At 61.7% G+C, this 24,689-nt stretch carries 20 protein-coding genes; 15 read left to right on the top strand and 5 right to left on the bottom strand.

The annotated features are described in order from the left end of the window. Positions 1–37: 37 nt before the first annotated feature. From SFY93_RS18795 to SFY93_RS18775, 5 genes are all read left to right on the top strand, one after another. Positions 38–778 (top strand): TIGR04255 family protein, encoded by a 741-nt coding sequence (locus SFY93_RS18795; RefSeq protein WP_320444177.1) that lies wholly within the window; start codon positions 38–40, stop codon positions 776–778. 1,268 nt (positions 779–2,046) lie between these two features. After that, a complete protein-coding gene (locus tag SFY93_RS18790; protein WP_309949038.1) occupies positions 2,047–2,625 on the top strand; it encodes a protein-L-isoaspartate O-methyltransferase family protein in 579 nt (192 codons plus the stop codon). Between the two features lie 231 nt (positions 2,626–2,856). Then, positions 2,857–4,248: a TolC family outer membrane protein gene (locus tag SFY93_RS18785; RefSeq protein ID WP_175369002.1), complete on the top strand. Its 1,392-nt coding sequence runs from the start codon at positions 2,857–2,859 to the stop codon at positions 4,246–4,248. Positions 4,249–4,539: 291 nt separating this feature from the next. Further along, positions 4,540–5,283 (top strand): PopZ family protein, encoded by a 744-nt coding sequence (locus tag SFY93_RS18780; protein ID WP_320444176.1) that lies wholly within the window; start codon positions 4,540–4,542, stop codon positions 5,281–5,283. 176 nt (positions 5,284–5,459) lie between these two features. Next, positions 5,460–8,333, top strand: coding sequence for a valine--tRNA ligase (locus SFY93_RS18775; RefSeq protein ID WP_320444175.1), 2,874 nt, complete (start codon positions 5,460–5,462; stop codon positions 8,331–8,333). A gap of 134 nt (positions 8,334–8,467) precedes the next feature. On the opposite strand, the gene SFY93_RS18770 is transcribed toward SFY93_RS18775, so the two are convergent. Further along, positions 8,468–9,070: a DNA-3-methyladenine glycosylase gene (locus tag SFY93_RS18770; protein WP_320444174.1), complete on the bottom strand. Its 603-nt coding sequence runs from the start codon at positions 9,068–9,070 to the stop codon at positions 8,468–8,470. Positions 9,071–9,170: 100 nt separating this feature from the next. Here SFY93_RS18770 and lipA point away from each other — a divergent pair, with 100 nt between their 5' ends. Together lipA and SFY93_RS18760 are read left to right on the top strand one after the other, a co-directional pair. Beyond that, positions 9,171–10,130 carry a lipoyl synthase gene (gene lipA / locus SFY93_RS18765; protein WP_320444173.1) on the top strand — a complete coding sequence of 320 codons (960 nt, stop codon included), beginning with the start codon at positions 9,171–9,173 and terminating at the stop codon, positions 10,128–10,130. A 10-nt stretch (positions 10,131–10,140) separates the two neighbouring features. Further along, complete coding sequence (locus tag SFY93_RS18760) at positions 10,141–10,626, top strand: type II toxin-antitoxin system RatA family toxin (protein WP_320444172.1); 486 nt, start codon at positions 10,141–10,143, stop codon at positions 10,624–10,626. On the opposite strand, the gene SFY93_RS18755 is transcribed toward SFY93_RS18760, so the two are convergent. Further along, the gene (locus SFY93_RS18755; RefSeq protein ID WP_093758557.1) at positions 10,616–11,239 is read right to left on the bottom strand and encodes a CinA family protein; all 624 of its coding nucleotides are present in this window, start codon (positions 11,237–11,239) and stop codon (positions 10,616–10,618) included. The genes SFY93_RS18760 and SFY93_RS18755 overlap by 11 nt on opposite strands. A gap of 1 nt (position 11,240) precedes the next feature. Next, positions 11,241–12,437 carry a bifunctional 2-C-methyl-D-erythritol 4-phosphate cytidylyltransferase/2-C-methyl-D-erythritol 2,4-cyclodiphosphate synthase gene (locus SFY93_RS18750; protein ID WP_320444171.1) on the bottom strand — a complete coding sequence of 399 codons (1,197 nt, stop codon included), beginning with the start codon at positions 12,435–12,437 and terminating at the stop codon, positions 11,241–11,243. 232 nt (positions 12,438–12,669) lie between these two features. Between SFY93_RS18750 and dusB the strand changes: the two genes are divergently transcribed. The 8 genes from dusB to hflX all read left to right on the top strand — a co-directional run bounded on the left by dusB (position 12,670) and on the right by hflX (position 22,968). Continuing rightward, a complete protein-coding gene (gene dusB, locus SFY93_RS18745; protein WP_283805448.1) occupies positions 12,670–13,704 on the top strand; it encodes a tRNA dihydrouridine synthase DusB in 1,035 nt (344 codons plus the stop codon). Next, the gene (locus SFY93_RS18740) at positions 13,701–14,879 is read left to right on the top strand and encodes a two-component system sensor histidine kinase NtrB (RefSeq protein WP_231080673.1); all 1,179 of its coding nucleotides are present in this window, start codon (positions 13,701–13,703) and stop codon (positions 14,877–14,879) included. The genes dusB and SFY93_RS18740 overlap by 4 nt, the downstream gene beginning before the upstream one ends. Positions 14,880–14,893: 14 nt before the next feature. Next, positions 14,894–16,336 (top strand): nitrogen regulation protein NR(I), encoded by a 1,443-nt coding sequence (gene ntrC, locus SFY93_RS18735; protein WP_068731842.1) that lies wholly within the window; start codon positions 14,894–14,896, stop codon positions 16,334–16,336. 192 nt (positions 16,337–16,528) lie between these two features. Further along, complete coding sequence (locus SFY93_RS18730; RefSeq protein WP_120289691.1) at positions 16,529–18,814, top strand: sensor histidine kinase NtrY-like; 2,286 nt, start codon at positions 16,529–16,531, stop codon at positions 18,812–18,814. Between the two features lie 32 nt (positions 18,815–18,846). Further along, positions 18,847–20,217, top strand: a complete 1,371-nt coding sequence (locus SFY93_RS18725; protein WP_089264305.1) for a nitrogen assimilation response regulator NtrX — start codon at positions 18,847–18,849, stop codon at positions 20,215–20,217. 45 nt (positions 20,218–20,262) lie between these two features. Next, entirely contained in the window at positions 20,263–21,120 is an 858-nt protein-coding gene (locus SFY93_RS18720) for a D-amino-acid transaminase (RefSeq protein WP_320444170.1), read from the top strand. 187 nt (positions 21,121–21,307) lie between these two features. Continuing rightward, positions 21,308–21,553: an RNA chaperone Hfq gene (hfq, locus tag SFY93_RS18715; protein ID WP_068731834.1), complete on the top strand. Its 246-nt coding sequence runs from the start codon at positions 21,308–21,310 to the stop codon at positions 21,551–21,553. Between the two features lie 23 nt (positions 21,554–21,576). Further along, the gene (gene hflX / locus SFY93_RS18710) at positions 21,577–22,968 is read left to right on the top strand and encodes a GTPase HflX (RefSeq protein WP_175369010.1); all 1,392 of its coding nucleotides are present in this window, start codon (positions 21,577–21,579) and stop codon (positions 22,966–22,968) included. Between the two features lie 17 nt (positions 22,969–22,985). Here hflX and SFY93_RS18705 read toward each other — a convergent pair whose 3' ends face one another. Both SFY93_RS18705 and mazG read right to left on the bottom strand, forming a co-directional pair. Then, the gene (locus SFY93_RS18705) at positions 22,986–23,768 is read right to left on the bottom strand and encodes a sulfite exporter TauE/SafE family protein (RefSeq protein ID WP_320444169.1); all 783 of its coding nucleotides are present in this window, start codon (positions 23,766–23,768) and stop codon (positions 22,986–22,988) included. 31 nt (positions 23,769–23,799) lie between these two features. After that, positions 23,800–24,624, bottom strand: a complete 825-nt coding sequence (mazG, locus tag SFY93_RS18700) for a nucleoside triphosphate pyrophosphohydrolase (protein WP_320444168.1) — start codon at positions 24,622–24,624, stop codon at positions 23,800–23,802. Between the last annotated feature and the right edge of the window lie 65 nt (positions 24,625–24,689).

Here is a 24,689-nt window from a genome sequence, read left to right as displayed (position 1 = left end):
GGTTCACCGTAGCAGAACCGCATGGAAATCGATTCGAATGACCGCTCCTAGACCACGGAAGCACTACGACAACGCTCCGGTGGTGGAGGCGTTGATCGATATTCAGGTCGAGGATAGCGCGATCATGCGGGAGGAAGTTGAGGCCTTGGCTGACAGCCTGAGTGCTGTATTCCCAACTAGACTGCCCTTACACCAAGTTCAAATGGGCTTCGAAGTTGCTGCGGATCGAGAGCCGGAATTCTTAAACGAACAAATGATTGTGGGCTATCGGTTGGATCGGCCGGGCAGGGTTCTGCAACTCAAAACTAATGGCTTCAGCTACAGCCATCTCCCACCATACTCAGACTGGTTGACGTTCAGTTCAGAAGCCATGGGGTATTGGAAGGCCTACCAGAGTGCGCTGGCCCCACGCTGGGCGAATCGTGTTGCTGTGCGCATGATCAATCGCCTTCCGCTGCCATCTGGTGACATTCGACTGGCGAAGTGCTTAAACTTCTACCCCACGTTGCCAGATTCGTTGCCTTCCGATGCTCGATCCCTATTTATGCAGCTCCAACTTCCGATGCCCCAAGTAGATCCTGATGCTCTCACGATCTTGGGATTGTACAGTGCGCCTCCAGCACCTGGGCCGAACGCCATTATGCTAGACATTGATTTTATTGTTCAGCGCAAGATTTCGATCGACGAAGTTTTTGGTATTTTAGAGCGACTTGGCGACTGCAAGGACGAGATTTTCGAGGCTTGCATTACTGACGAAATCAGAAAGTTGATTCAATGATACCGGCCGTTTCAACTCCTAATTCGCCGCGCCTGGTGTTTGATAACGTCGGGCCTTTGTTCGCTGATGCTAGCCCACTTGCTTCTTCGAAAATCGGTTCGCGCCCGGCCCACGGCCTCTCAACATTCGACTTGGATCAGGGGCGAAACACTATCGCTAGTCTTATGGTTGGCGATGTCAGGGTTCCGACGCAGGCGGCGGTCGAGTTAGCATCTGAATGGCTCGGTCACGCATTCGAACGAGCTACAAAGTTGGGCGGATGGAAGCGGCCGCACATCTCTTCGACCGAGGCCGGGGAAGTCGTGTTCGAGTGGTGGCACAAAGAAAGAAACTTGACGCTCTATTTTAGCGACGAGGGCGCAGAATATATTGAGGTCTGGGGTCCCAATATGGACAACGAAATGCAGTCGGGGCAGCTAACTAACTGGTCCTTCGCTACAACGTGGCTCCGGCTGCGTTCTTAACCACACAATGGATCCCACGCCTGTCGAAGACGCTGAGGAGTTATATCGCTCAATTAGAGCGAACTCGAATGACTATTCCGAGCAAGATGGGCGAGTATACTTTTCCCAAGCTGCATTTGACGATCGATGCATGCAGCCGTCGGTTGATCGCTCGTCAATTAGGATAGATCCCGCAGACGCTCGTCAAACTCAGACTGCGGGAGTCGCTAAAGTCCTGACAGCAGACGTCCGTCAATCTTGCAACATTCCGATCATCATCAATGGTTCGCCGTCGGGGGAACATTCGGTTGATGCCATTCATCGCCCGGTTGAGAATTCACCACCCGATCCGGACAATTTGGCTCACTGCCAAATTGAGGCCAATCCCGTCATTGCCAGTGGGTCACGATTCAAGAAGCTTAAAGCTGCCCTAGCTGCGTTGGCGAACAAACACGGTTTTATCGTCCGACCAACCTAATGCTCTGGCACCGTCGGATGGCCGAAGCTCAAACGCTGCGCTTCGGGACGCAGTTTCTGTGGTCGTCGACGAATTGTTGGACGTTTTGTTGGACCCTAACTACACCAATCTTAGACTACATTCTCAAGCAATTATAGTAAGTTACTGATTTTGCGCAGAGCACCGGTACCGAGAAGGACTGCAGCCCGGGGAGCCAAACATCCTTCCGCAAAAATGGCTGCCAGAAACCGCACTCGGGACCGCCTCGATAGCGCGTTGGCTGCTGTGTTTTTACGAACCTTGCATCCCGCTGTGCGCTGCCGTAATTCCTGCAAAAGGAACTTCCAGCCGTTTGCAAGGGATTGCTCATGTCCGACTTTTCGACCGCACGCCAGAAGATGGTTGATGGTCAGGTGCGTCCCAGCGACGTCACCGATTTGCGCATCATCGACGCCATGCTTGCGGTGCCGCGCGAGGAGTTCGTTCCTGCCAGCCAGCGCGCCATCGCCTATCTCGACCTCGACCTCGAAGTCGCCCCGAATCGCTTTCTGATCAAGCCGGTGGTGCTGGCGCGGATGCTGCAGGCCTCCGACGTAAAGGCGACCGACAAGGTTCTGGTGGTTGGTTGCCCCACGGGCTATGCGGCCGCCGTGATCGCCCAGTTTGCCGGGCAGGTCACCAGCGCGGCCGGCATGGCGGCTGATGGCGATGCCGCGAACGGCCCGTATGATCTGATCGTTCTGGCCGGCGCGACGGAAGTCGTCCCGACCGGGCTTTACAAGCAGCTGGCCCCCGGCGGGCAACTTGTGGGCGTGTTCGCCCTGACCAAGCCCGCCCGCGCCGTTATCGTGACCCATTCCCACGAGGATTTTGGCTCCCGCCCCCTGTTCGATGCTACCGCACCGGTTCTGCCGGGCATGGAAAAGCTCCCGGCATTCGTTTTCTAGGGCTGATGTCCGCCTTATCGGGCATCGGGGCACCGCTAATATCGCCAGCGTTAATTACAAGTGTGGCTTGGATGTCCCATTCGCCAAGTTTTCACTGTCAAGTTTCCACGAGAGGTTCCGTCTCGCCAATGCGCGGAATATGGTGAGTGGAGACTCGCTAACGGACATCATCTGTTCGGTCGCCATAAGTGTGCGCCCGGATCAGTGAACGGCATGAATGGATTACCAAGAATGGGCGGCGTAAAAGCTCTCACCGGTGCTGCAGCTGCGGCCCTTTTGCTGGCATTTGCCGGAGCGTCACCCGTTCTGGCTGACACGATCGAAGCGGCGTTGGTTCGCGCTTATCAGAACAATCCTCAATTGAATGCCCAGCGCGCTTCGGTGCGCGTCACTGACGAGAACGTGCCGCAGGCTTTGTCGGGTTATCGGCCAAGGGTCGCTATCACCGCAAGCGGCGGCTATCAGTACACGGACGCAGTCAACAGCATTGCAGGTACTGCGACCGCAATTCACGGCGTGCAGGTTCCCCGCGCCGTTGGCGCGACCATCACCCAGAATGTGTACAACGGCCAGCAGACTGCAAACCGTACCCGAGCTGCCGAAAGCCAGGTATCGTCCGCACGCGAAGGCCTGCGCGTGCTGGAACAGTCAGTGTTGCTTTCCGCCGCAACTATCTACATGGACTACCTGCGCGACGCAGCCACCGTCGAGGTTCAGCGCAGCAACGTGCGTGTGCTCGAGCAGACGCTGAAGCAGACCCGCGACCGGTTCAATGTCGGCGAAGTCACCCGCACCGACGTGGCGCAGTCCGAGGCGCAGCTCGCCGCCGGCCGTACGCAGTTGCTGAGCGCCGAATCGACGCTGACCACCACGCGCTCGAATTTCCGCCGCATTATCGGCAACGAGCCGGTGGCTTTGCAGGCAGGTTCGCCAGTCGACCGCTTTCTGCCCGCCACGCTACCTGCCGCTATCGAGCTCGGCCTCACTGAAAATCCGAGCGTGACCGCAGCGATGTTCGGGGTCGATATCAGTTTCCTGAACACCAAGGTCAACGAAGGCGCACTGTTTCCAACAGTGACGCTGACGGCCAACATCCAGCAGGGTTGGGAACAGTCGATCTCGCAGCCGCGCGGTCTGACGGCATCAGGCATCGCCCAGGTGTCGGTCCCGGTTTACCAGGGCGGCGGCGAATATTCGCTGATCCGTCAGTCCAAGGAAACGCTCGCGCAGCAGCGCCTCGCTCTCGACCAGACGCGCGATCAGGCGCGCGCGAGCGTCGTGCAGGCTTGGGGGCAGTTGCTGGCAGGTAGGGCGCAGGTCTCGTCCGCACAGGCACAGGTGCAGGCTTCCGAAATTGCGCTGAACGGCGTTCGCGAAGAAGCCAAGGCCGGCCAGCGCACCACGCTCGACGTGTTGAATGCCCAGCAGGCGCTGGTGAACGCGCGCGTCGCACTTGTCACGGCGCAGCATGATCGTGTGGTGGCATCATACTCGGTGCTCAACGCAGTTGGCCGTCTGTCACCGATGGTGATGAAGCTGAACACCAATGTGTATGACCCCAGCGTGCACTATCATCAGGTGCGCGATAGCTGGGTCGGCGTGCGTACGCCCGACGGACGCTAACGCGCTCGGATATCACCTGATATCGTGTCGAAAGGGCCGCTTGTGCGGCCCTTTGCTTGCAATCAATTTGTCCGATGACGTACCGTTTGCATTGCTGGCTTAGCGATTCGGAATGCCTCTCCTAATTCCTTGGGCATTTCCCACGCGACAGTTGGTGGTCAGGCGTCGCTTGATCTTGGGGACAAGTCAGGCTTGCGCGCTGAATCGAACGGTCGTCAAAACGACAACCCGCAAATTCAGCCTCGTCTGGTGTAAAATATTGACGAGAGCGTTGATGATGCGGAGTCGGACATGACGCAACCTGCAAAGGTCCAGGAGCCCTCGATGGAGGAGATTCTGGCGTCGATCCGACGTATCATCGCCGACGACGAAGCGAAGCCGGCCGTCGCCGAAGTTGCTCCTCCGCCGCCGCCCAAGCCGGCTCCTGCAGCCAAGCCTGCTGTGATGACAGACATCCCGCCGTCGGCGATTCCTGCCGCGCAGGCTGCTGCCGCCAAAGCACCGCCGCCAGCCCCGAAGCCCGCGCCACCGCCGCCGGAGCCTGCTGCCTCCAACAGCCAGGACGACATCGACGCGATGTTGGCCAGCTTGGAAGCCGCCACCACCGAGGAAGAGGTGCGCCCGGCGCAGCCCGACGGTGATGTGTTCGAACTGACCGACGAGATGGTGGTCGCCGCCCCCGAGCCGGAACCCGCATTCCAGCATGTCGAGCCGGATGACGACCTCGAATTCGCCGAAGCTGTTGCTGCCAGCAGCCAACGGCCCGCACCGCGCTTCGACCCGCCGTCCTATGATCCGCCGCCCGTCGCACCACAGCAGCAGATCTTGTCGCACAGCACCGTGTCGTCCGTGGAGTCGGCCTTCAATGCGCTGGCCAATACGGTCCTGAGCAACAACGCGCGGACCCTTGAGGATCTCGTCAAGGAGATGCTGCGTCCGATGCTGAAGTCCTGGCTGGACGACAACCTGCCGGGCCTCGTCGAGCGCATCGTCAAGGCTGAGATCGAGCGCGTCTCACGCGGCGGCGGCCGCTAGGCCCGCGAGACAAGCAACGACGGCCTTTCGGGGCCTTCGTTTGGCCCTCCGGGGTGGCTAAACAGCCCTATATGTTGACTTGAGCCGCGCTGGCGGGTTTCTAGCGCCATCGGCTTCCTGCGTTCGCCCCAGGCCTCAAAATCGTGGCCAAAACCCCCTGATTTGATTGAATTGTCATGATCGAAAAGACTTATCAGCCCGCCGATATCGAGACCCGCATCGCCGCTGCCTGGGAAGCCGAAGGCGCGTTCAAGGCGGGCCGCGCGGACCGGGTGGATGCTGAGCCCTATACGATCGTGATCCCGCCGCCGAACGTCACCGGTTCGCTGCATATGGGCCACGCCCTCAACAACACTTTGCAGGACGTGCTCTGTCGTTTCGAGCGCATGCGCGGCCGCGACGTGCTGTGGCAGCCCGGCACCGACCATGCGGGCATCGCGACCCAGATGGTGGTCGAGCGCCAGTTGATGGAGCGCCAGGAGCCCGGTCGCCGCGACATGGGACGCGAGGCATTTCTCGAACGCGTCTGGAAGTGGAAGGCCGAGAGCGGCGGCGTCATCGTCAATCAGTTGAAGCGCCTTGGCGCCTCCTGCGACTGGTCGCGCGAGCGCTTCACCATGGACGAGGGCCTGTCCGAGGCCGTCATCAAGGTGTTCGTGCAGCTGCACCGCGAGGGCCTGATCTACAAGGACAAGCGCCTTGTGAACTGGGATCCGAAGCTGCTGACGGCGATTTCCGATCTCGAAGTCCAGCAGGTCGAGGTCAAGGGTAACCTCTGGCATCTGCGCTATCCGCTCGAAGGCAAGAACTTCGATCCGGAAGATCCGACCTCGTTCATCACCGTTGCGACCACGCGTCCCGAGACGATGCTCGGCGACAGCGGCGTCGCCGTGAATCCGGATGACGAACGCTACACGCATCTGATCGGCAAGAACGTGGTTCTGCCGCTGGTCGGCCGCCTGATCCCGATCGTCGCAGATGAATATTCGGACCCGGAGAAGGGCTCCGGCGCGGTGAAGATCACGCCGGCGCACGACTTCAACGACTTCGAAGTCGGCAACCGCCACGGCCTTGCACGCATCAGCATCCTCGATATCGAAGGCAAGCTCGCACTCGCCGACAACGAGGACTATCTGCGCGGCCTGCCGGTCGCAGCGTCAGAGCTGGTCGAAGAATTGCATGGCATGGAGCGCTTCAAGGCGCGCAAGACCATCGTGCAGCGGCTGGAAGATTTCGGCTTCCTGGAGAAGATCGAGCCCAACACGCATATGGTGCCGCATGGCGATCGCTCCGGCGTCGTCATCGAGCCCTATCTGACCGACCAGTGGTACGTGGACGCCAAGACCATGGCGCAGCCGGCGATCGCCGCTGTGCGCACCGGCGCGACCGAGTTCGTGCCGAAGAACTGGGAAAAGACCTATTACGAGTGGATGGAGAACATCCAGCCATGGTGCATCTCGCGCCAGCTCTGGTGGGGCCATCAGATCCCGGCCTGGTATGGCCCGGATGGCAAAGTGTTCGTCGCCGAGACCGAGGAAGAAGCGGTCGGCAACGCGCTCGGCTATTATGTCGAGCAGGAGGTAATCACGGAAGAGCAGGGCCACGATATGGCGCTCGATCCGGCGAAGCGCGAGGGCTTCATCACGCGCGATGAAGACGTGCTCGACACCTGGTTCTCGTCGGCGCTGTGGCCGTTCTCGACGCTGGGCTGGCCGCAGAGCTCGGTCGATGTGGATCGCTACTATCCCACCAATGTGCTGGTCACCGGCTTCGACATCATCTTCTTCTGGGTCGCCCGGATGATGATGATGGGCATGCACTTCAAGAAGGACGTGCCGTTCCCGACCGTCTACATCCACGCCCTCGTCCGCGACGAGAAGGGCGCCAAGATGTCGAAGTCGAAGGGCAACGTTATCGATCCCCTGAACCTGATCGACCAGTACGGCGCCGACGCGCTACGCTTTACGCTGGCTGCGATGGCCGCACAGGGCCGCGACATCAAGCTCGCGACCCAGCGCGTCGAAGGCTATCGCAACTTCGCGACCAAGCTCTGGAATGCCTGCCGTTTCGCCGAGATGAACGAGTGCGTGTTGCCGGCGGGCTTCGATCCGACCAAGGCCAAGGAAGTGCTCAACCGCTGGATCGCGCATGAGACCGTGAAGGCAACGCGCGAAGTCACCGAAGCCATCGAAGCCTATCGCTTCAACGATGCGGCGGGCGCGGCCTATCGCTTCGTCTGGAACGTGTATTGCGACTGGTATCTCGAACTCGCCAAGCCATTCATGATGGGCGAGGACGGTCCGGCCAAGACCGAAACCCGCGCGATGGTCGCTTGGGCCCGCGACGAGATCCTGAAGCTGCTGCATCCATTCATGCCGTTCATCACGGAAGAACTCTGGGCCGTGACGGCGCCGCGCGACGGTCTGCTGGCGCTGGCGCCGTGGTCGCGCAAGGTGAGCGGCCTGACGCGCGAGCAGGAAGCGCTGATCATCGCGACCGCCGCGAGCGATCCGATCGTCGCGCCGATCCTGATGGGAGATCCCGAACCGGTCGCCGATTTCAAGGATGACGCCGCCGAAGCCGAAATCGGCTGGGTCATCGACCTGGTGACGGAGGTTCGTTCGGTGCGTGCCGAGATGAACATCGTGCCGGCAACATTGACGCCACTGGTGCTGGCCGGCGCTTCTGCGGAAACTCAAGCCCGTGCCCAGCGCTGGAGCGATGTCGTCAAGCGCCTCGCTCGTCTCGGCGACATATCCTTCGCCGAAGTCGCGCCGCAGGGCGCCGTGCAGCTCCTGATCCGCGGCGAGGTCGCAGCGCTGCCGCTGAAGGGTGTGATCGATCTCGGCGCCGAGAAGACGCGTCTCGACAAGGAACTGGTGAAAGCCGAAGCCGACATCAAGCGCGCCGACGCCAAACTCTCCAACGAGAAATTCGTCGCCAACGCCGCGGAAGAGATCGTCGAGGAAGAGCGCGAGAAGCGCGAGGCAGCCGAGGCCCGCAAGGCCAAGACGCTGGAAGCGCTGGAGCGGCTCAAGAACGCGGTGTGAGCGGCGCAATTCCGCGACTGCCACAAGTCTCAATGTTCGTCATGGCCGGGCTGTCCCGGCCATCCAGGTCTTCCGTGCTAGTAGTGGCCAAGGCGTGGATACCCGGGACAAGCCCGGGCATGACGGCGCTATAATTACCTCGCAAACGGCTTGCTGAGATAACGCGAGCCTTTCACCCCATAACGCCACGGCAATTCCACGGCCTTGGTGATGCCGATGCGGATGCCGGCGACGATGTCAGGCGTCCCCGTCCGCGCATGGATCGCCATCGGCGGCTTGTCCAAAGCCAGCCCGTTATGCGCGATGCTGATCCCCAGCGCCTGGCAGACCTTGCCAGGTCCGGAGCACAGCAGGCGCTCATCCTGCAGCCCGCGTCGCAGCTGCATCTCGCCAATCCCGAAGGTCGGTTGCAGGGCCCGGATCAGCACCGCGCTGGCCGACCCCTCGGCCTCGCAGACGAAGTTCACACACCAGTGGATACCGTAGGAGCGGTAGACATAGGCAAAGCCGGGCGGCCCGAACATGATCTGGTTGCGCGGCGTCTGCCCGTTGAAGGAATGGGCCGCGGGCTCGGTGTGATGATAAGCCTCGACCTCGACGATCTCGCCACCGATGCCGTCCACCAGGAGCGTCGCCCCGATCAGTTCGGGCGCCGCATCGTGCACGCTCCGCGCGAAAAAGCTGCGTTTGAGTGCCTTGCCGAGCTTTTGGGGGATTTGGTGAGGTTTTGGAGCCATTCTGCCTGCTATGTTACGATGCAGGGCCGGGCAAGGCGAGGGCGGGTTGCAGGACAGGGCCCGGCGGATTACCTAAGGCTTCACTCAGAACGGACAGTTCATGGTCGTCGTCCTCGATACCGTTTCCACCACACCGCTCCGCCCGCGTCACCCTGAAAAAGTGAATCGGCCGGATTCGTTCTCGCCGCCGAAGCCGGACTGGATCCGGGTCCGCGCGCCGACCAGCCGTGGCTATGGCGACACCCGCAAGATCGTCAAGGAAAACGGCCTCGTTACCGTGTGCGAGGAAGCCGGCTGCCCGAATATTGGCGAGTGCTGGCAGAAGAAACACGCCACCTTCATGATCATGGGTGACACCTGCACCCGCGCCTGTGCGTTCTGCAACGTCAAGACGGGGATGCCAAACGCGCTCGACGGCATGGAGCCCGAGCATGTCGCCGAAGCCGTGCGCAAGCTCGGCCTGCATCATGTGGTGATCACCTCGGTGGACCGCGACGATCTCGCCGATGGCGGTGCCGAACATTTTGCGCAGACGATTCGTGCGATCCGCGCGGCATGTCCCACGACCACCATCGAAATCCTGACGCCTGACTTCCTGCGCAAGCCGGGCGCCCTCGAAGTCGTCGTCGCGGCGAAGCCCGATGTGTTCAACCACAATCTGGAAACCGTGCCGTCGCGCTATCTGACAGTGCGACCGGGCGCGCGCTATTTCCATTCGCTGCGCCTGCTGCAGAAGGTCAAGGAACTCGACCCGACCATCTTCACCAAGTCTGGCATCATGGTCGGCCTCGGCGAGGAGCGCCCTGAAGTGTTGCAGGTGATGGACGACATGCGCTCGGCCGATATCGACTTCCTGACCATCGGCCAGTATCTGCAGCCGACGCGCAAGCATCACGTGGTGTCGCGCTATGTCACCCCCGATGAATTCAGCGGCTATGAGAAAGTCGCCTACACCAAGGGCTTCCTGATGGTGTCGGCGAGCCCGCTGACGCGCTCGTCGCATCATGCCGGCGAGGATTTTGCCAAGCTGCAGGCTGCGCGCGCCGCTCTCGCGCGCTGAGAACGCGACGATGCCGAGATTTGCCAACAAGCGCCGCGTGCGTCACAGCGCCTCCCAGATGTTCGATCTGGTCGCCGATGTCGAGCGCTATCCGGAATTCGTGCCGTTGTGCAAGTCGCTGAAGATTCGCCAGTGCACGCCGCATGAGAATGGCACCGAGGTCATCGTTGCCGACATGACCGTGTCGTTCAAGCTGGTCCAGGAATCCTTCACCAGCCGCGTGACGCTGGATCGGCCGAACCTGAAGATCATGGTCGAATATCTGCGCGGTCCGTTCAGCAATCTCGAAAACCGCTGGACCTTCGAGCCGAAGGCAGATGACGGGGAATGCGATGTGGGCTTCTTCATTGCCTATGAATTCAAGAGCCGCATGCTGGCGATGCTGATGGGCACGATGTTCGACGCGGCATTCCAGCGCTTTGCTGTAGCCTTCGAGAAGCGCGCGGACGAAGTTTATCGCAGCCCGCGCGTCTCGGGCGTTCCGTCTACTTCTTAGTCGTCGGCTTTTTTAGTGGCGCGGTCGGCCTGCGTCGTTTGACGGCGGTCCGTCGCGGCGAACGCGCCACGCGCGGGCGCGCGAGACTCGCAGCTTCGCGCTTCTTGGCCGGCGGCTGTGGCCCACGTGCCAATTCCATCAGCATCCGCAGAGCTTCAAGCACGGAGCGCTGACGCACCGCGCTGCGGCCGATGGCGCCGAAGCGGCATTCCTTGTTGACGATGCGGCCGTCACGCGACGCCACAGCAAAATGCACGAGGCCGACCGGCTTGCCCGGCGTGGCACCGCCGGGACCTGCGATGCCTGTGATCGACACTGCGAGGTCAACGTCGGCTTCTTCCAAAGCGCCGACGGCCATCTGGATCGCCGTCTCTTTGCTGACCGCACCAAAGCTGTCGAGCGTCGCCGTCTTGACGCCGAGCATCGCGTGTTTGGCGGCATTGGAATAGGTGACGAAGCCGCGATCGATCACGTCGGACGAGCCGGGAATTTCGGTCAGTGCGCCAGCGACAAGGCCGCCGGTGCAGGACTCAGCGGTCGCGATCGTCAGCTTGCGGCTGCGGCAGAGATCGAGCAGCGCGCGGGAGAGGGCTCGTGCGTCGCTCGCTGCCATGTCAGTCCATCCAGGGAAGGCGAATGGTAGCAGCCGCAGTCGCGGCGATACCTTCTTCACGGCCGGTGAAGCCGAGACGTTCGCTGGTGGTCGCCTTCACCGCGACGCGTGACAATGCCACACCGGAGATCTCGCTGATCTTCGCGCGCATCGCATCGCGCAGCGGACCGATTTTGGGCCGCTCGCAGATCAGCGTCACTTCGAGATTGGCGATGCGGCCGCCGCGTGCGGTGACGCGATCGACTGCGTATTTCAGGAACTTGTCGGACGCAGCGCCCTTCCATTGCGGATCGGTCGGCGGGAAGTGGGAACCGATATCGCCATCGGCAAGCGCGCCCAGAATCGCATCGACCAGTGCATGCAGACCGACGTCGCCATCCGAGTGAGCAAGGAAGCCGCGCGTATGCGGTACGCGCACGCCGCAGATCATCAGGTGATCGCCATCGCCGAAGGCGTGGACATCATAGCCCGTGCCCATGCGGATATCGCCGAGCGAGGCTGCGAGACGCGCTTCTTCGCGAATGAAATCTTCGGGAGTCGTGAGCTTCATATTTGCAAGATCGCCTTCAAAGGTTGCCACGGTCAATCCCGCCCATTCGGCGAGCGCGGCATCGTCTGTGAAATCATCGCGGCCTTCTTTTGCAGCACGACGATGCGCCTCTAGGATGACATCGAAACGAAATGCCTGCGGCGTCTGCGCGCTGCGTAAGCGCGCACGGTCCGGCGTCGCTTCCACGTGACCGGCCTCGTTGACCTGTTTGATCGTATCCGTGACGGCAACGCCCGGCACGGCAGCGCCTGTAATCTGCGCCGCGGCAATCGCGCGCTCGATCAAGGCAGGGGTCACGAACGGGCGGGCTGCATCGTGAATCAGCACGATGTCCGGCGCATGATCCGCCAGTGCTTCCAGTCCGGCATGCACCGATGCCTGACGCGTTGCACCGCCATTGGCAGGAGCATGATACCTCAAATCGCTGACCGCCTCGTTGAAAACAGCGATGTCGTCGGGATTTGTGATCGGCTGGACCGCAAAGACCTGGGGATGGTTGCAGAACGGCTCCATAGCCCGCGAAATAACGCTGCGGCCTCCGATCATGCGATATTGCTTCGGTCCACCGGCGCCGGCGCGGAGGCCGCGGCCAGCGGCAACGATAATGGCGGCTGTCTTCAAGCCGGCAGGATTAGGTGATTTTGTCATCAGGGTCAGGTGATTAAGGGGTAAGCGGTGATCGCACAGCCCTTAGCACGGCCGCACGCAAAAACAGTATGATTACATTCTCGTGGCTGCATAAGAGTGCATTGCTGCACTGCACTTGCAAAATGAGCGCATCTGTCTAATGTGTAGGCATGAAGGTTGACTGCACAACAAATGTGCGCATTATGCGCCCTATGCCCGCAATGCAGCGGACGAGACAACGACGAGCAGGTCTGTGACCACCCCGGACTCAGTATACAGCAAGCCGTTACAAATCGGTGGCATCGAGATCGCCAACCGGGTCGTTCTGGCGCCGATGTCGGGCATCACCGATGCGCCGTTTCGCAGGCTGACCGCCGAACTCGGGGCCGGCCTCGTCGTGTCAGAAATGACCGCCAGCGACGATCTCGTCAATGGTCGTCCCATGTCGGTATTGCGCTGCGAAGCGACCGGGATCGGGCCCCATGTGGTCCAGCTGGCCGGCTGTGAGACCCACTGGATGGCCGAGGGGGCCCGTGTGGCCGAAGCCGCCGGCGCCGACATCATCGATATCAATATGGGCTGCCCGGCGCGGCATGTGACCGGCGGCCAGTCGGGCTCCGCGCTGATGCGCGACCTCGACCACGCATTGAAGCTGATCGAGGCGACCATCGCTGCCGTGAAAGTACCCGTGACTCTCAAGATGCGTCTGGGCTGGGACGATCGCATGCTGAACGCGCCTGAGCTTGCGCAGCGCGCAGAACAGGCGGGCGTGCAGCTCATCACCGTCCACGGCCGCACGCGATGCCAGTTCTACAAGGGCGAAGCTGACTGGAGCGCCGTGCGCCCGGTGAAGGACGCGGTGAGCATCCCAGTGATCGTCAATGGTGACATCACCTCCTACGACAAGGCGGTGAGCGCGCTGAAGATGTCCGGAGCCGATGCCGTGATGATGGGGCGGGGCGCGCAGGGTATGCCGTGGCTGCCCGGCCAGATCGGCCGACGTCTTGAAACCGGCATCGCGGAAGCCGTGCCGTCGCTGCAGCAGCAGCTCGCTTATATCTGCGCCCTCTACGACGATGTGGTCCGTCACTACGGCCTGCGCATCGGCTTGCGCCACGCGCGCAAACATCTCGGCTGGGCGCTCGATGCGGCCGCGGCTACGAGCTGCGCGCCGACCGAGACCCTGAAGACCTGGCGACAGAAGATCCTTACATCCGAAGATCCCTCCGGTGTGCAGCGGTCTCTGAATGACGCTTTCGATGATTTCGCATGGAGTGCTGCCGCATGAACGCCGCAGAGCACCGTCGCCCTGTCCCGACCGACAGTGAGGCCATTCTCAACGCACTACCTAATCCGGTGATTCTGATCGCGCCCGATGGTAAGATTGTCGACGCCAATATGGCTGCGGAATCCTTTTTCGAGATTTCTACGCAGTTCCTGCGCAGGCAGTCTCTGAAAGAACTGGTGCCATTCGGCAGTCCGCTGCTGGCGCTGATCGATCAGGTTCGCGCCGCCGGTTCGCCGGTGAACGAATACAAGGTGGATCTGGGCACACCGCGCATCGGCGGCGATCGTCAGGTCGATCTGCACGTCGCGCCGCTCACCGAGCGTCCGGGCCATATTGTGGTGATGCTGCAGGAGCGCACCATCGCCGACAAGATGGATCGACAGCTCACCCATCGCAGCGCGGCCCGATCCGTGATCGCGCTGGCGGCCATGCTGGCGCATGAAATCAAGAACCCGCTGTCGGGCATTCGCGGAGCCGCTCAGCTACTTGAGCAGTCGGCATCGTCGGAAGACCGCATGCTGACACGCCTGATCATGGACGAAGCCGATCGCATCGTGACGCTGGTCGATCGCATGGAAGTGTTCGGCGACGACCGCCCGGTGGCGCGTGGCCCGGTCAACATTCACTCCGTCCTCGATCACGTGAAGCGCCTCGCGCAGTCCGGCTTCGCCCGCAACATCCGCTTCATCGAGGATTACGACCCCTCGCTGCCGCCGGTGCTCGCCAATCAGGACCAGCTCATCCAGGTGTTCCTGAATCTGGTGAAGAACGCTGCCGAAGCCATCGTCGATCTCGGCTCCGATGGTGAAATCCAGCTCACCACCGCGTTCCGGCCGGGCGTCCGCCTGTCAGTGCCGGGCAAGAAATCGCGCGTCTCGCTGCCGCTGGAGTTTTGCGTCAAGGACAACGGCCCTGGCGTTCCCGAAGATCTTCTGCCCAACCTGTTCGATCCCTTCGTCACCACCAAGCCCACCGGAAGCGGCCTGGGTCTTGCATTGGTTGCGAAGATTGTCGGCGATCACGGTGGGATCATCGAATGTGAATCTCAGCCACGAAAGACGACTTTTCGCGTGCTGTTGCCGATGTTCAACCCCGCCAAGAAATTGGACGACAAGACCCTTGATCCGAGCAGCGCCGATGCCCCCGCGGCACCGACGCACACCTCACAGACGTAAGACGAGGACTAACGATGGCTGCAGGTAGCATTCTGGTTGCGGACGATGATACGGCGATCCGCACCGTCCTCAATCAGGCGCTATCGCGCGCCGGATATGAGGTTCGCCTGACCGGGAACGCAGCCACGTTGTGGCGCTGGGTCAGTCAGGGCGAGGGCGACCTTGTGATCACCGACGTGGTGATGCCTGATGAGAACGCGTTCGATCTGCTGCCGCGTATCAAGAAGATGCGGCCCAATCTGCCGGTTATCGTGATGAGCGCGCAGAACACCTTCATGACGGCGATCCGCGCGTCGGAACGCGGCGCCTATGAGTATCTCCCGAAGCCGTTCGATCTGAAGGAGTTGATCGCCATCGTCGGTCGCGCGCTGTCCGAGCCGAAGGAGCGTGTCGCAAGCCACGCCGATGACGGCGAGTTCGACTCGATCCCGCTGGTCGGGCGTTCGCCGGCGATGCAGGAAATCTACCGCGTCCTCGCCCGCCTGATGCAGACCGATCTGACGGTGATGATCTCCGGCGAGTCCGGCACCGGCAAGGAACTGGTGGCCCGCGCGCTGCACGACTATGGCAAGCGCCGCAACGGCCCGTTCGTTGCGGTCAACATGGCGGCGATCCCGCGCGATCTTATCGAATCCGAATTGTTCGGCCACGAGCGCGGCGCCTTCACCGGCGCCAATGCCCGCGCCACCGGCCGCTTCGAGCAGGCTGAAGGGGGCACGCTGTTCCTGGACGAAATCGGCGACATGCCGATGGAAGCCCAGACCCGTTTGCTGCGCGTGTTGCAGCAGGGCGAATACACGACCGTTGGCGGCCGCACGCCGATCAAGACCGACGTGCGTATCGTCGCCGCCTCCAACAAGGATCTGCGCATCCTGATCCAGCAGGGTTTGTTCCGCGAGGATCTGTTCTTCCGCCTCAACGTCGTGCCACTGCGCCTGCCGCCGCTGCGCGAACGCATCGAGGATCTGCCCGATCTGATCCGCCACTTCTTTGCACTCGCGGAGAAGGACGGCCTGCCGCCGAAGAAGCTCGACGCCTTGGCGCTCGAGCGCATGAAGCAGCATCGCTGGCCGGGCAACGTTCGCGAACTGGAAAACCTCGCGCGCCGCCTCGCGGCGCTGTATCCGCAAGACGTCATCACCGGTTCGGTGATCGACGGCGAACTGGCGCCGCCCGCTGTGGCCTCGGGTGGTAGCGCGCCGACCGGCGTGGATAATCTCGGTGGTGCCGTCGAGGTCTATCTGTCCTCGCACTTCTCCGGCTTCCCGAACGGCGTGCCGCCGCCGGGCCTCTATCATCGCATTCTCCGCGAGATCGAGGTGCCGCTGCTAACTGCAGCACTGGCCGCGACCCGAGGCAACCAGATCCGCGCTGCGGATCTGCTCGGCCTCAACCGCAACACGCTGCGGAAGAAGATTCGCGATCTCGATATCCAAGTCTATCGAACCGGCGGCTGATCCCGGCAGCGGGGTCGAGCAATTCCAGGGTTTGAGACGCAAAAACAAACGAAAACGCAGGGTATGCGTTTTCGTTGGCTGGTCTGTGCCGTGGATTTGTCGTAATTGGGCAACATTGTTGTATGATTGCATCAGTGCGGTCCGGGCTGTCTCCGGCAGCCGCACGGCGTCCACGCTCACCACATTGTCGGAATGACCAGCGCAGACACGTCGGCTACAGCCTATGAACCGTCGATGGCGGAGCCGCGCAGGTGGACCCTGCGGCGGCTGTTCGTGCCATTGGCCGTCGGCTTGGCACTCCTGTCGTCATGCCTGACCTTCCTCGTTCTGAATGGCCTCACGCCGATCGCGCCGACCCATCAGGTCGTCGTCACCTTCCTGCTGATCAATGCCGCCAGCGTCCTCCTGCTGGTCCTGATCATCGCGCGGGAGATCTGGAAGGTCGTCCAGGCGCGTCGCAGGGGCAGGGCGGCGGCCCGGCTGCATGTCCAGATCGTCAGCCTGTTCTCGGTGATCGCTGTGCTGCCGGCGGTGCTCGTCTCGATCGTCGCTAATGTGACCCTCGACCGCGGCCTCGACCGGCTGTTCTCCGGCCCAACCAAGGCGGTCATCAACAATTCGCTCGTCATCGCCAGCGCCTATCTGCACGAGCACGGCCAGTTGATTGGCGGTGATATCCTCGGCATGGCCGACGATCTCGCGCGCATCCAGCCGCTTTTCTATCAGGACCGCGGCACGTTTCGATCGTTGATGCTGGCAAATGCAACCGCGCGCAATCTGCCGGGCGCCATGTTGATCGACAAGGATCGCAACGTCATCGAACCCGACCAACCCGGCATCAAACAGGAATTCTCACCGCCGCCGGCAGACTTCCTCGTCAATGTCAGCGCGTCCGAGCCGGCCATCGCCGTGATCCCCGAGGGAAATTACGTCGCCGCCGTGATCCGATTGCGGGCGTTCGACAATATGTTCCTCTATGTCGCCCGCAAGCTCGATCCGCGCGTGGTCGCGCAGATGAATCAGAGCCAGGCCGGCGCGGCCGAATATGCAGAACTGGAATCGCGCAGGCTCGGTATTCAGGTCGCCTTCGCGCTGATGTTCACCGTGATCGCACTGACGGTGCTGATGTCCGCCGTGCTGATCGGCCTGAATTTCGCCAACTGGCTGGTGGCGCCGATCCGCCGCCTGATGGGCGCAGCGAACATGGTCTCGACCGGTGATCTTCATGTTCAGGTGCCGGTGATCCAGTCGGAGGGCGATCTCGCCCACCTAGGCGAGACCTTCAACAAGATGACGCAGGAGCTGCGCACCCAGCGTGACGAACTGGTCAGCGCGAGCGACGTCATCGACAGCCGCCGCCGTTTCATCGAGGCGGTGTTATCATCGGCCAGCGCCGGCATCATCGGCGTCGATGGCTCGAACATGATCGGCATTCTCAACCGCTCGGCCGAGAAGCTGGTCGGACATTCGGAGTCCGAGACGCTGGGCCACCCGCTGCACGAGATCATTCCCGAGCTCGACGAATTGATGCAGACCGCGCGCGAGGGATCGCAGCGGCTGGTGCAGGGGCAGGTGACGATCACCCGCGACGGGCAGGAGCGCAATCTGTCGGTGCGCGTCAGCGCAGAACAGACCAGCCAGTCGCGCGACAGCTACATCATCACCCTCGACGACATCACCGAACTCGTCTCGGCACAGCGCACCTCGGCCTGGGCCGACGTGGCGCGCCGCATCGCGCATGAGATCAAGAATCCTCTCACGCCGATCCAGCTCTCCGCCGAACGCATCAAGCGCAAGTTCGGCAAGGTTATCGTCGATGACAAGGCGATCTTCGAACAATGCACCGACACCATCGTCCGGCAGGTCGATGACATCAGGCGCATGGTCGACGAATTTTCGCGCTTTGCGCGCATGCCCAAACCCGTGATCGAAGGTGAGGACGTCGCCGACACTGTGCGTCAGGCCGTATTCCTGATGCGGGTCGGTCACCCCGACCTCGACATCTCCGCCGAGATCAAGGAAGAGCCGATGCGCGCGCGGTTCGACCGCCGACTGATCTCGCAGGCGCTCACCAATATCATCAAGAATGCGACAGAGGCGATCGAGGCCGTGCCGCCAGAAGAACTCGGCAAAGGTCGTATTGATGTCACAGCGTCGCGCGAGAACGACATGATCTTGATCGACGTGATCGACAACGGCATCGGTCTGCCGACCGTCAACAGGTCGCGTTTGCTCGAACCCTATGTCACGACTCGCGAGAAGGGCACTGGCCTCGGCCTCGCGATCGTCGGCAAGGTGCTCGAGGATCATGGTGGAGGCATCGAACTTGGCGACGCATCGAGTGTACGTCCAGGACAGCGCGGTGCCTGGATGCGACTGCGGTTTTCTATCTCCGGTCAGAAGGCTGACGCAGACAAGAGTGAACCGGAATCCCCGCCTGATGACGAACCGAAGATCAAAGCCGCTACCGGCAACTGACAAGAATAAACGTGACCAGGATATTTTGACCCATGGCAAATGACATTCTGATCGTCGACGACGAAGCCGATATTCGCGATCTTGTTGCGGGCATTCTGGATGATGAGGGCTTCACCACCCGCACCGCACGAGACAGCGATTCCGCGCTCGCGGAAATCGCCAATCGCCGCCCCAACATGGTGTTTCTCGACATCTGGCTGCAGGGCAGCAAGCTCGACGGCCTGCAACTGCTCGAGCAGGTCAAACGCGACAATCCCGAATTGCCTGTGGTGATGATCTCAGGCCACGGCAATATCGAAACCGCTGTCGCGGCAATCAAGCGCGGCGCCTATGACTTCATCGAGAAGCCGTTCAAGGCTGACCGGCTGATCCTTGTCGCGACGCGCGCGCTGGAAACCTCGCGCCTGAAACGCGAAGTCAAGGAACTGAAGCAACTCGCACCGGTCGCCAATTCGCTGACGGGGCGCTCGGCCGCCATGAACCAGCTGCGCCAGACCATCGATCGCGCCGCGAAGGCCAATAGCCGCATTCTGATCGTCGGCCCGTCGGGCGCCGGCAAGGAGCTCGCCGCGCGCACGCTGCACACGGCCTCTGCCCGCTCCACGGGGCCGTTCGTCGTCATCAACGCTGCGGCAATTACACCGGAGCGCATGGAAGTCGAACTGTTCGGCATCGAACAGTCCAATGGCGAACAGGCGCGCAAGGCTGGCGCTCTGGAAGAAGCCCATGGCGGCACGCTGTTCATCGACGAGATCGGCGATCTGCCGCGCGAGACCCAGAACAAGATCCTGCGCGTGCTGGTCGATCAGACTTTCATGCGGGCAGGGGGCACCACCAAGGTCAATGTCGACGTCCGCATCATTTCGTCGACCGCACGCAATCTCGAAGAGGAAATCGCCGAAGGTCGTTTCCGTGAGGATCTCTATCATCGCCTCTCGGTGGTGCCGATCCGCGTGCCGCCTCTGTCCGAGCACCGCGAGGATATTCCGGAGCTTATCGAATATTTCATGGAGCAGATCTCCATAGCGACGGGCCTGCCGAAGCGGCAGATTGGCGAGGACGCCATGGCCGTCCTGCAGTCGCACGTCTGGCCCGGCAATATCCGCCAGCTTCGCAACAACGTCGAACGCGTCATGATCCTGGCGGGCGGCGGGCCGGAAGTGATCATCACCGCCGACATGCTACCGCAGGACGTCGGCTCGATGGTGCCGTCGATGCCGACCAGCAACAATGGCGAGCACATCATGGGCCTGCCGTTGCGTGAAGCTCGTGAAGTGTTCGAACGCGATTATCTGATTGCGCAGATCAGCCGTTTTTCGGGTAACATCTCGCGCACCGCTGAATTCGTCGGCATGGAGCGCTCCGCTTTGCACCGCAAGCTCAAGGCGCTCGGCGTCGGCTAAATCACTCACCTCACCCCAAGATACAACTCAAGCCTCGGAACGAACATGTCGCGCATCGCCTATGTGAATGGTCAATACGTCAACCTGCGCGATGCCGCCGTGAACGTCGAGGACCGCGGTTATCAGTTCGCCGATGGCATTTACGAGGTCTGCGAGATCATCGGCGGCAAGATGGTCGACTTTCCCCGCCATATTGCGCGCATGCAGCGCTCCTTGCGGGAGCTGCGCATCGCCGAGGCCATGCCGCTGACATCGCTCAGGGTGGTGATGCAGGAAGTCATTCGCCGCAACCGCATCAATTACGGCATCGTCTATCTGCAGATCAGCCGCGGCGTCGCCCATCGCGATCACGGATTTCCGTCGCCGTACGTGAAACCCAGCGTGGTCGTGACGGCGAAATCGCTCAACTTCGCCAAGAACCAGGCGACTGCTGCCAAGGGCGTGAAGGTCATCACCACGGCGGAGAATCGCTGGCCGCGCGTCGACATCAAGACCGTTGGCCTGCTGCCCAATGTGCTGGCGCGACAGGAAGCCCGCGACAAGGGCGCCTATGAAGCCTGGTATGTCGACGCCGACGGTTTCGTCACGGAGGGCGCGTCGTGCAACGCCTGGATCGTCACCAAGGACGGCAAGGTGGTGACGCGCACGGCCGCGTCAGGCATTCTCGCAGGCATCACCCGCGCCGTGCTGATCGAGGTCCTGGCCTCGATGCAGCTCAAGCTGGAAGAGCGGAACTTCACACCGGCAGAGGCTTATGACGCCGCGGAAGCCTTCGTCTCGTCGGCGAGTCAGATCGTGATGCCGGTCATCAATATCGACGGCAAACCGATCGGTGACGGCAAGCCTGGTGGTATCGCGACGCGCCTGAGGCAGGAATTCCATAAATTCGCAGCGATTTCATAAAATTTGCTGGGCTTTTAGGCACCAATTCCGCGTTCCGGCTTGCCTAAAAAGCGCGCCTGCCGTCTAATCACGTCGTCGCGCTCCCGGAGGGGGATCTCAGGGGAAAGTGCGGCAGCTTGGTAAGGCCCCGGAGAGGGCTGCGCCGGGTTCAAAAAAAGCAACAAAACAGACTGCGGGATTAAAAAAAATGGCGGCAGACCGCGCACAAAATCTACAGGACACCTTCCTCAACCACGTACGCAAGACCAAGACTCCGCTCACGATCTTTCTGGTGAACGGCGTCAAATTGCAGGGCATTGTCACCTGGTTCGATAATTTCTGTCTTCTGCTCCGGCGCGACGGACACTCGCAGCTGGTGTATAAGCATGCGATCTCGACCATCATGCCGGGCGCACCGATTCAGCTTTTTGAGGGTGGCGAGGATCCGGCTTGAGCGAACTCCTGAGAGACGCTTGATTGGAATTTCGTAGCTTCGAAGGCAATGCTGCCGACCGACCCTCGGCCAGCAGCGAATCGACCGGCCGCGTCCTCGTGGTCGGTCCTTACCTGCGCGAACGGCGGGGCGACGCCGACGCGCAAGCCTATTCTCATGTCCGTGATACGGAAGCCCGGCTCGAAGAGGCGGTCGGTCTCGCACGCGCCATCGACCTCACCGTGGTCGAGGCCGTCGCCGCGCCGCTGAGCCAGATCCGCCCGGCCACCTATCTCGGCAAGGGCAAGGTCGAGGAGATCGCCGGACTGATCGCGGCGAACGAGATCGGCATCGTGGTGATGGATTGCGCGCTGTCGCCGATCCAGCAGCGCAATCTCGAAAAGGAACTGAAGGCCAAGGTGCTCGACCGTACCGGTCTCATCCTTGAAATCTTCGGCCGCCGTGCCAAAACCAAGGAAGGCACGCTGCAGGTCGAGCTCGCGCATCTCAATTATCAGCGCAGCCGTCTCGTCCGCTCATGGACCCATCTGGAACGCCAGCGCGGCGGCTTCGGCTTCATGGGTGGCCCCGGCGAAACCCAGATCGAGGCGGACCGCCGCATGATCGGCGACCGCATCGCGCGACTCGAAGCCGATCTGAAGAAGGTCCAGGCGACGCGGCGCCTGCATCGCGCCGGCCGCCAGCGCGTGCCGTATCGCGTTGTTGCGCTGGTCGGTTACACCAATGCCGGCAAGTCGACGCTGTTCAATCGCCTGACCCGCGCCGACGTGCAGGCCGAGGACATGCTGTTCGCGACCCTCGATCCGACGCTGCGTGCGCTGACGCTGCCGCATGGCGGCAAGGCCATGCTGTCGGACACGGTGGGCTTCATCTCCAACCTGCCGACCCAGCTCGTCGCGGCCTTCCGCGCGACGCTGGAAGAGGTACTGGAAGCCGACATCATTCTCCATGTCCGCGACATCTCGCATGAGGATGCGGAAGCGCAGCAAAGCGACGTCGACAACGTGCTGCGCAAGCTCGGCATCGATACGGATGCAACAGCGCGCATTCTCGAAGTCTGGAACAAGATCGATCGTTTCCCTCCGGAGGAGCGCGAGAACCTTGCCAATATCGCGGCGCGGCGGCCGCTGGACAAGCCGTGCTTCATGGTCTCAGCCGAAACCGGCGAGGGCATCGACGATCTGCTCGCTGCCATCGAAACACGGCTCGCCGCCAGCCGCATCACGCTGGATCTGTCGATCGACGCTGCGGACGGTGCTGGCGTGAGCTGGCTGCATCGCAATGCGGAAGTACTGGTGAAAGAATTGCACGACGGCCATTTCGACATGGTGGTGCGTGTCGATGAAACCAAACGCGATATCGTCATGAGTCGGTTCAGTGCGGTGCTGCATCCGGTCGTGGATCTGAGTGCCTGACGAAACTTCGTTGTTGTTCAGGTTGCAGCTTTAAACGCCATGAACACTGCCATGCCAGCGATGACAGCGATGAGTGTCATCCGCAAAGCTCTCTGACTCATGCGATTCGCCAGCCGTGATCCAAGACCGGTACCGATCCACAGCCCAATGATCAGACTTGCAATCGTGAGCCACGGCAGCTCTGTGCCCTGCTGCACATAGAGCAGGGCGGCCGGTAAAGTGACGGGCAGTGCTGTGACGGCAAGGCTAAGGGCCTGGGATTGATGCTGGGACACCTTCAGCAGGCCCGTCATCAAGGCGGTGATCGCAAGGCCGCCGATCCCCAGAAATCCCGACGACCAACCCGCGACCGCGCCGATGGCAATGAGCGCTGACCCGCGTAACGGCACCTCTTTGGCTTCGTCTGCAGTGCCTTCGAGCTTGCGATGTGACGGCCGACAGATGACGACCACTTCGAGAACCAGCAGATAGCCGACAAAAGTCCATTGCAGCGCGCGAGCAGAAACGGTTGTTGCGAGCAAGGCGCCAACGCACCCGCCCACTGCAAATCCGATGGCCAGCCAGGCAAGCCAGCGCGGCGGCACGTGATGGCCGCTGCGTTGATAGTTGCGGACGCCGGAAAGACTGGTGGGCACGACCTGCACGACGAGAGAGACGCCCTGGGCGACGTGCTGATCTTTGCCAAGCAGGAGCACCAGCAGCGGGACGAGGATTCCGCCACTGGTAATACCGAGCAAGCCGGACGCCATGCCGCCGACACCGCCCGCCAGAAGACCGCCGAGGACGTCAGTCAGTGTCATCGTCGGTTGTTCCTTGGCGGTTGCGAGTCATTCAATCCGCGATTTCGTTACCCTTCGCCTCATTCCACAGCGCATCCATCTCCTCGAGCGACGCCTCCTGCAGGGTCCGTCCCTTCGCCGCCAGCGCCTGTTCGATATAGCCAAAACGTCGCTCGAACTTCACGTTGGTGCCGCGTAATGCGAGTTCGGGATCGGCGTCCACATGCCGCGCCAGATTGACCAGCGCGAACATCAGGTCGCCGGTCTCGGCCGCTACTTCGCTCTGGTCGCCGCGATCGAGTGCGGCTTCGATCTCGTCGGCTTCCTCGCGGATTTTCGCCAACACGGCACGCGGATCATTCCAGTCGAAGCCGACGCTGGAGGCTTTTGTTTGCAGCTCCATGGCCTGGCTCAGCGCGGGTTGCCCGGCCTTGACGCTGGCCAGGAACGAGGAGGGCGGCGGAACGTCCACGCCGCGCCGCGCAGCACGCTCCGCCTTTTCCTCGCCCTTGATACGGTCCCATACGCCCTTCACATGGCCCGGCGTCAGGTTGCCGTCCTTGTCGGCGAATACATGCGGATGCCGGCGGATCATCTTGCGGGTGATCGCCTCCACGACGTCGCCGAACGCGAATGCGTTCTGCTCTTCGGCCATCCGGGCGTGGAACACCACCTGCAGCAGGAGATCGCCGAGTTCGTCGCAGAGGTCGTGGAGATCGTGCCTGACGATGGCATCGGCGACCTCGTAGGCCTCCTCGATCGTATAGGGCGCGATACTCGCGAAGTCCTGCTCCAGATCCCACGGGCAGCCGGTCACGGGCGTGCGCAACTGGGCCATGATCTCGATCAGGCCGGCGATATCGCGGGAAGGGGTCATGAGGCACCACGGTTCACAGCAGGAGCCTTTGCTATGCCGCAGGACGGCGGCGTGGCCCAGCGAAA

It is taken from the genome of Tardiphaga sp. 42S5 (genome assembly GCF_034044155.1).
Taxonomy (GTDB): Bacteria; Pseudomonadota; Alphaproteobacteria; order Rhizobiales; family Xanthobacteraceae; genus Tardiphaga; species Tardiphaga robiniae.
Note: the sequence above shows the minus strand (reverse complement) of the source record. Positions and strands in the feature narration are given on the sequence as shown.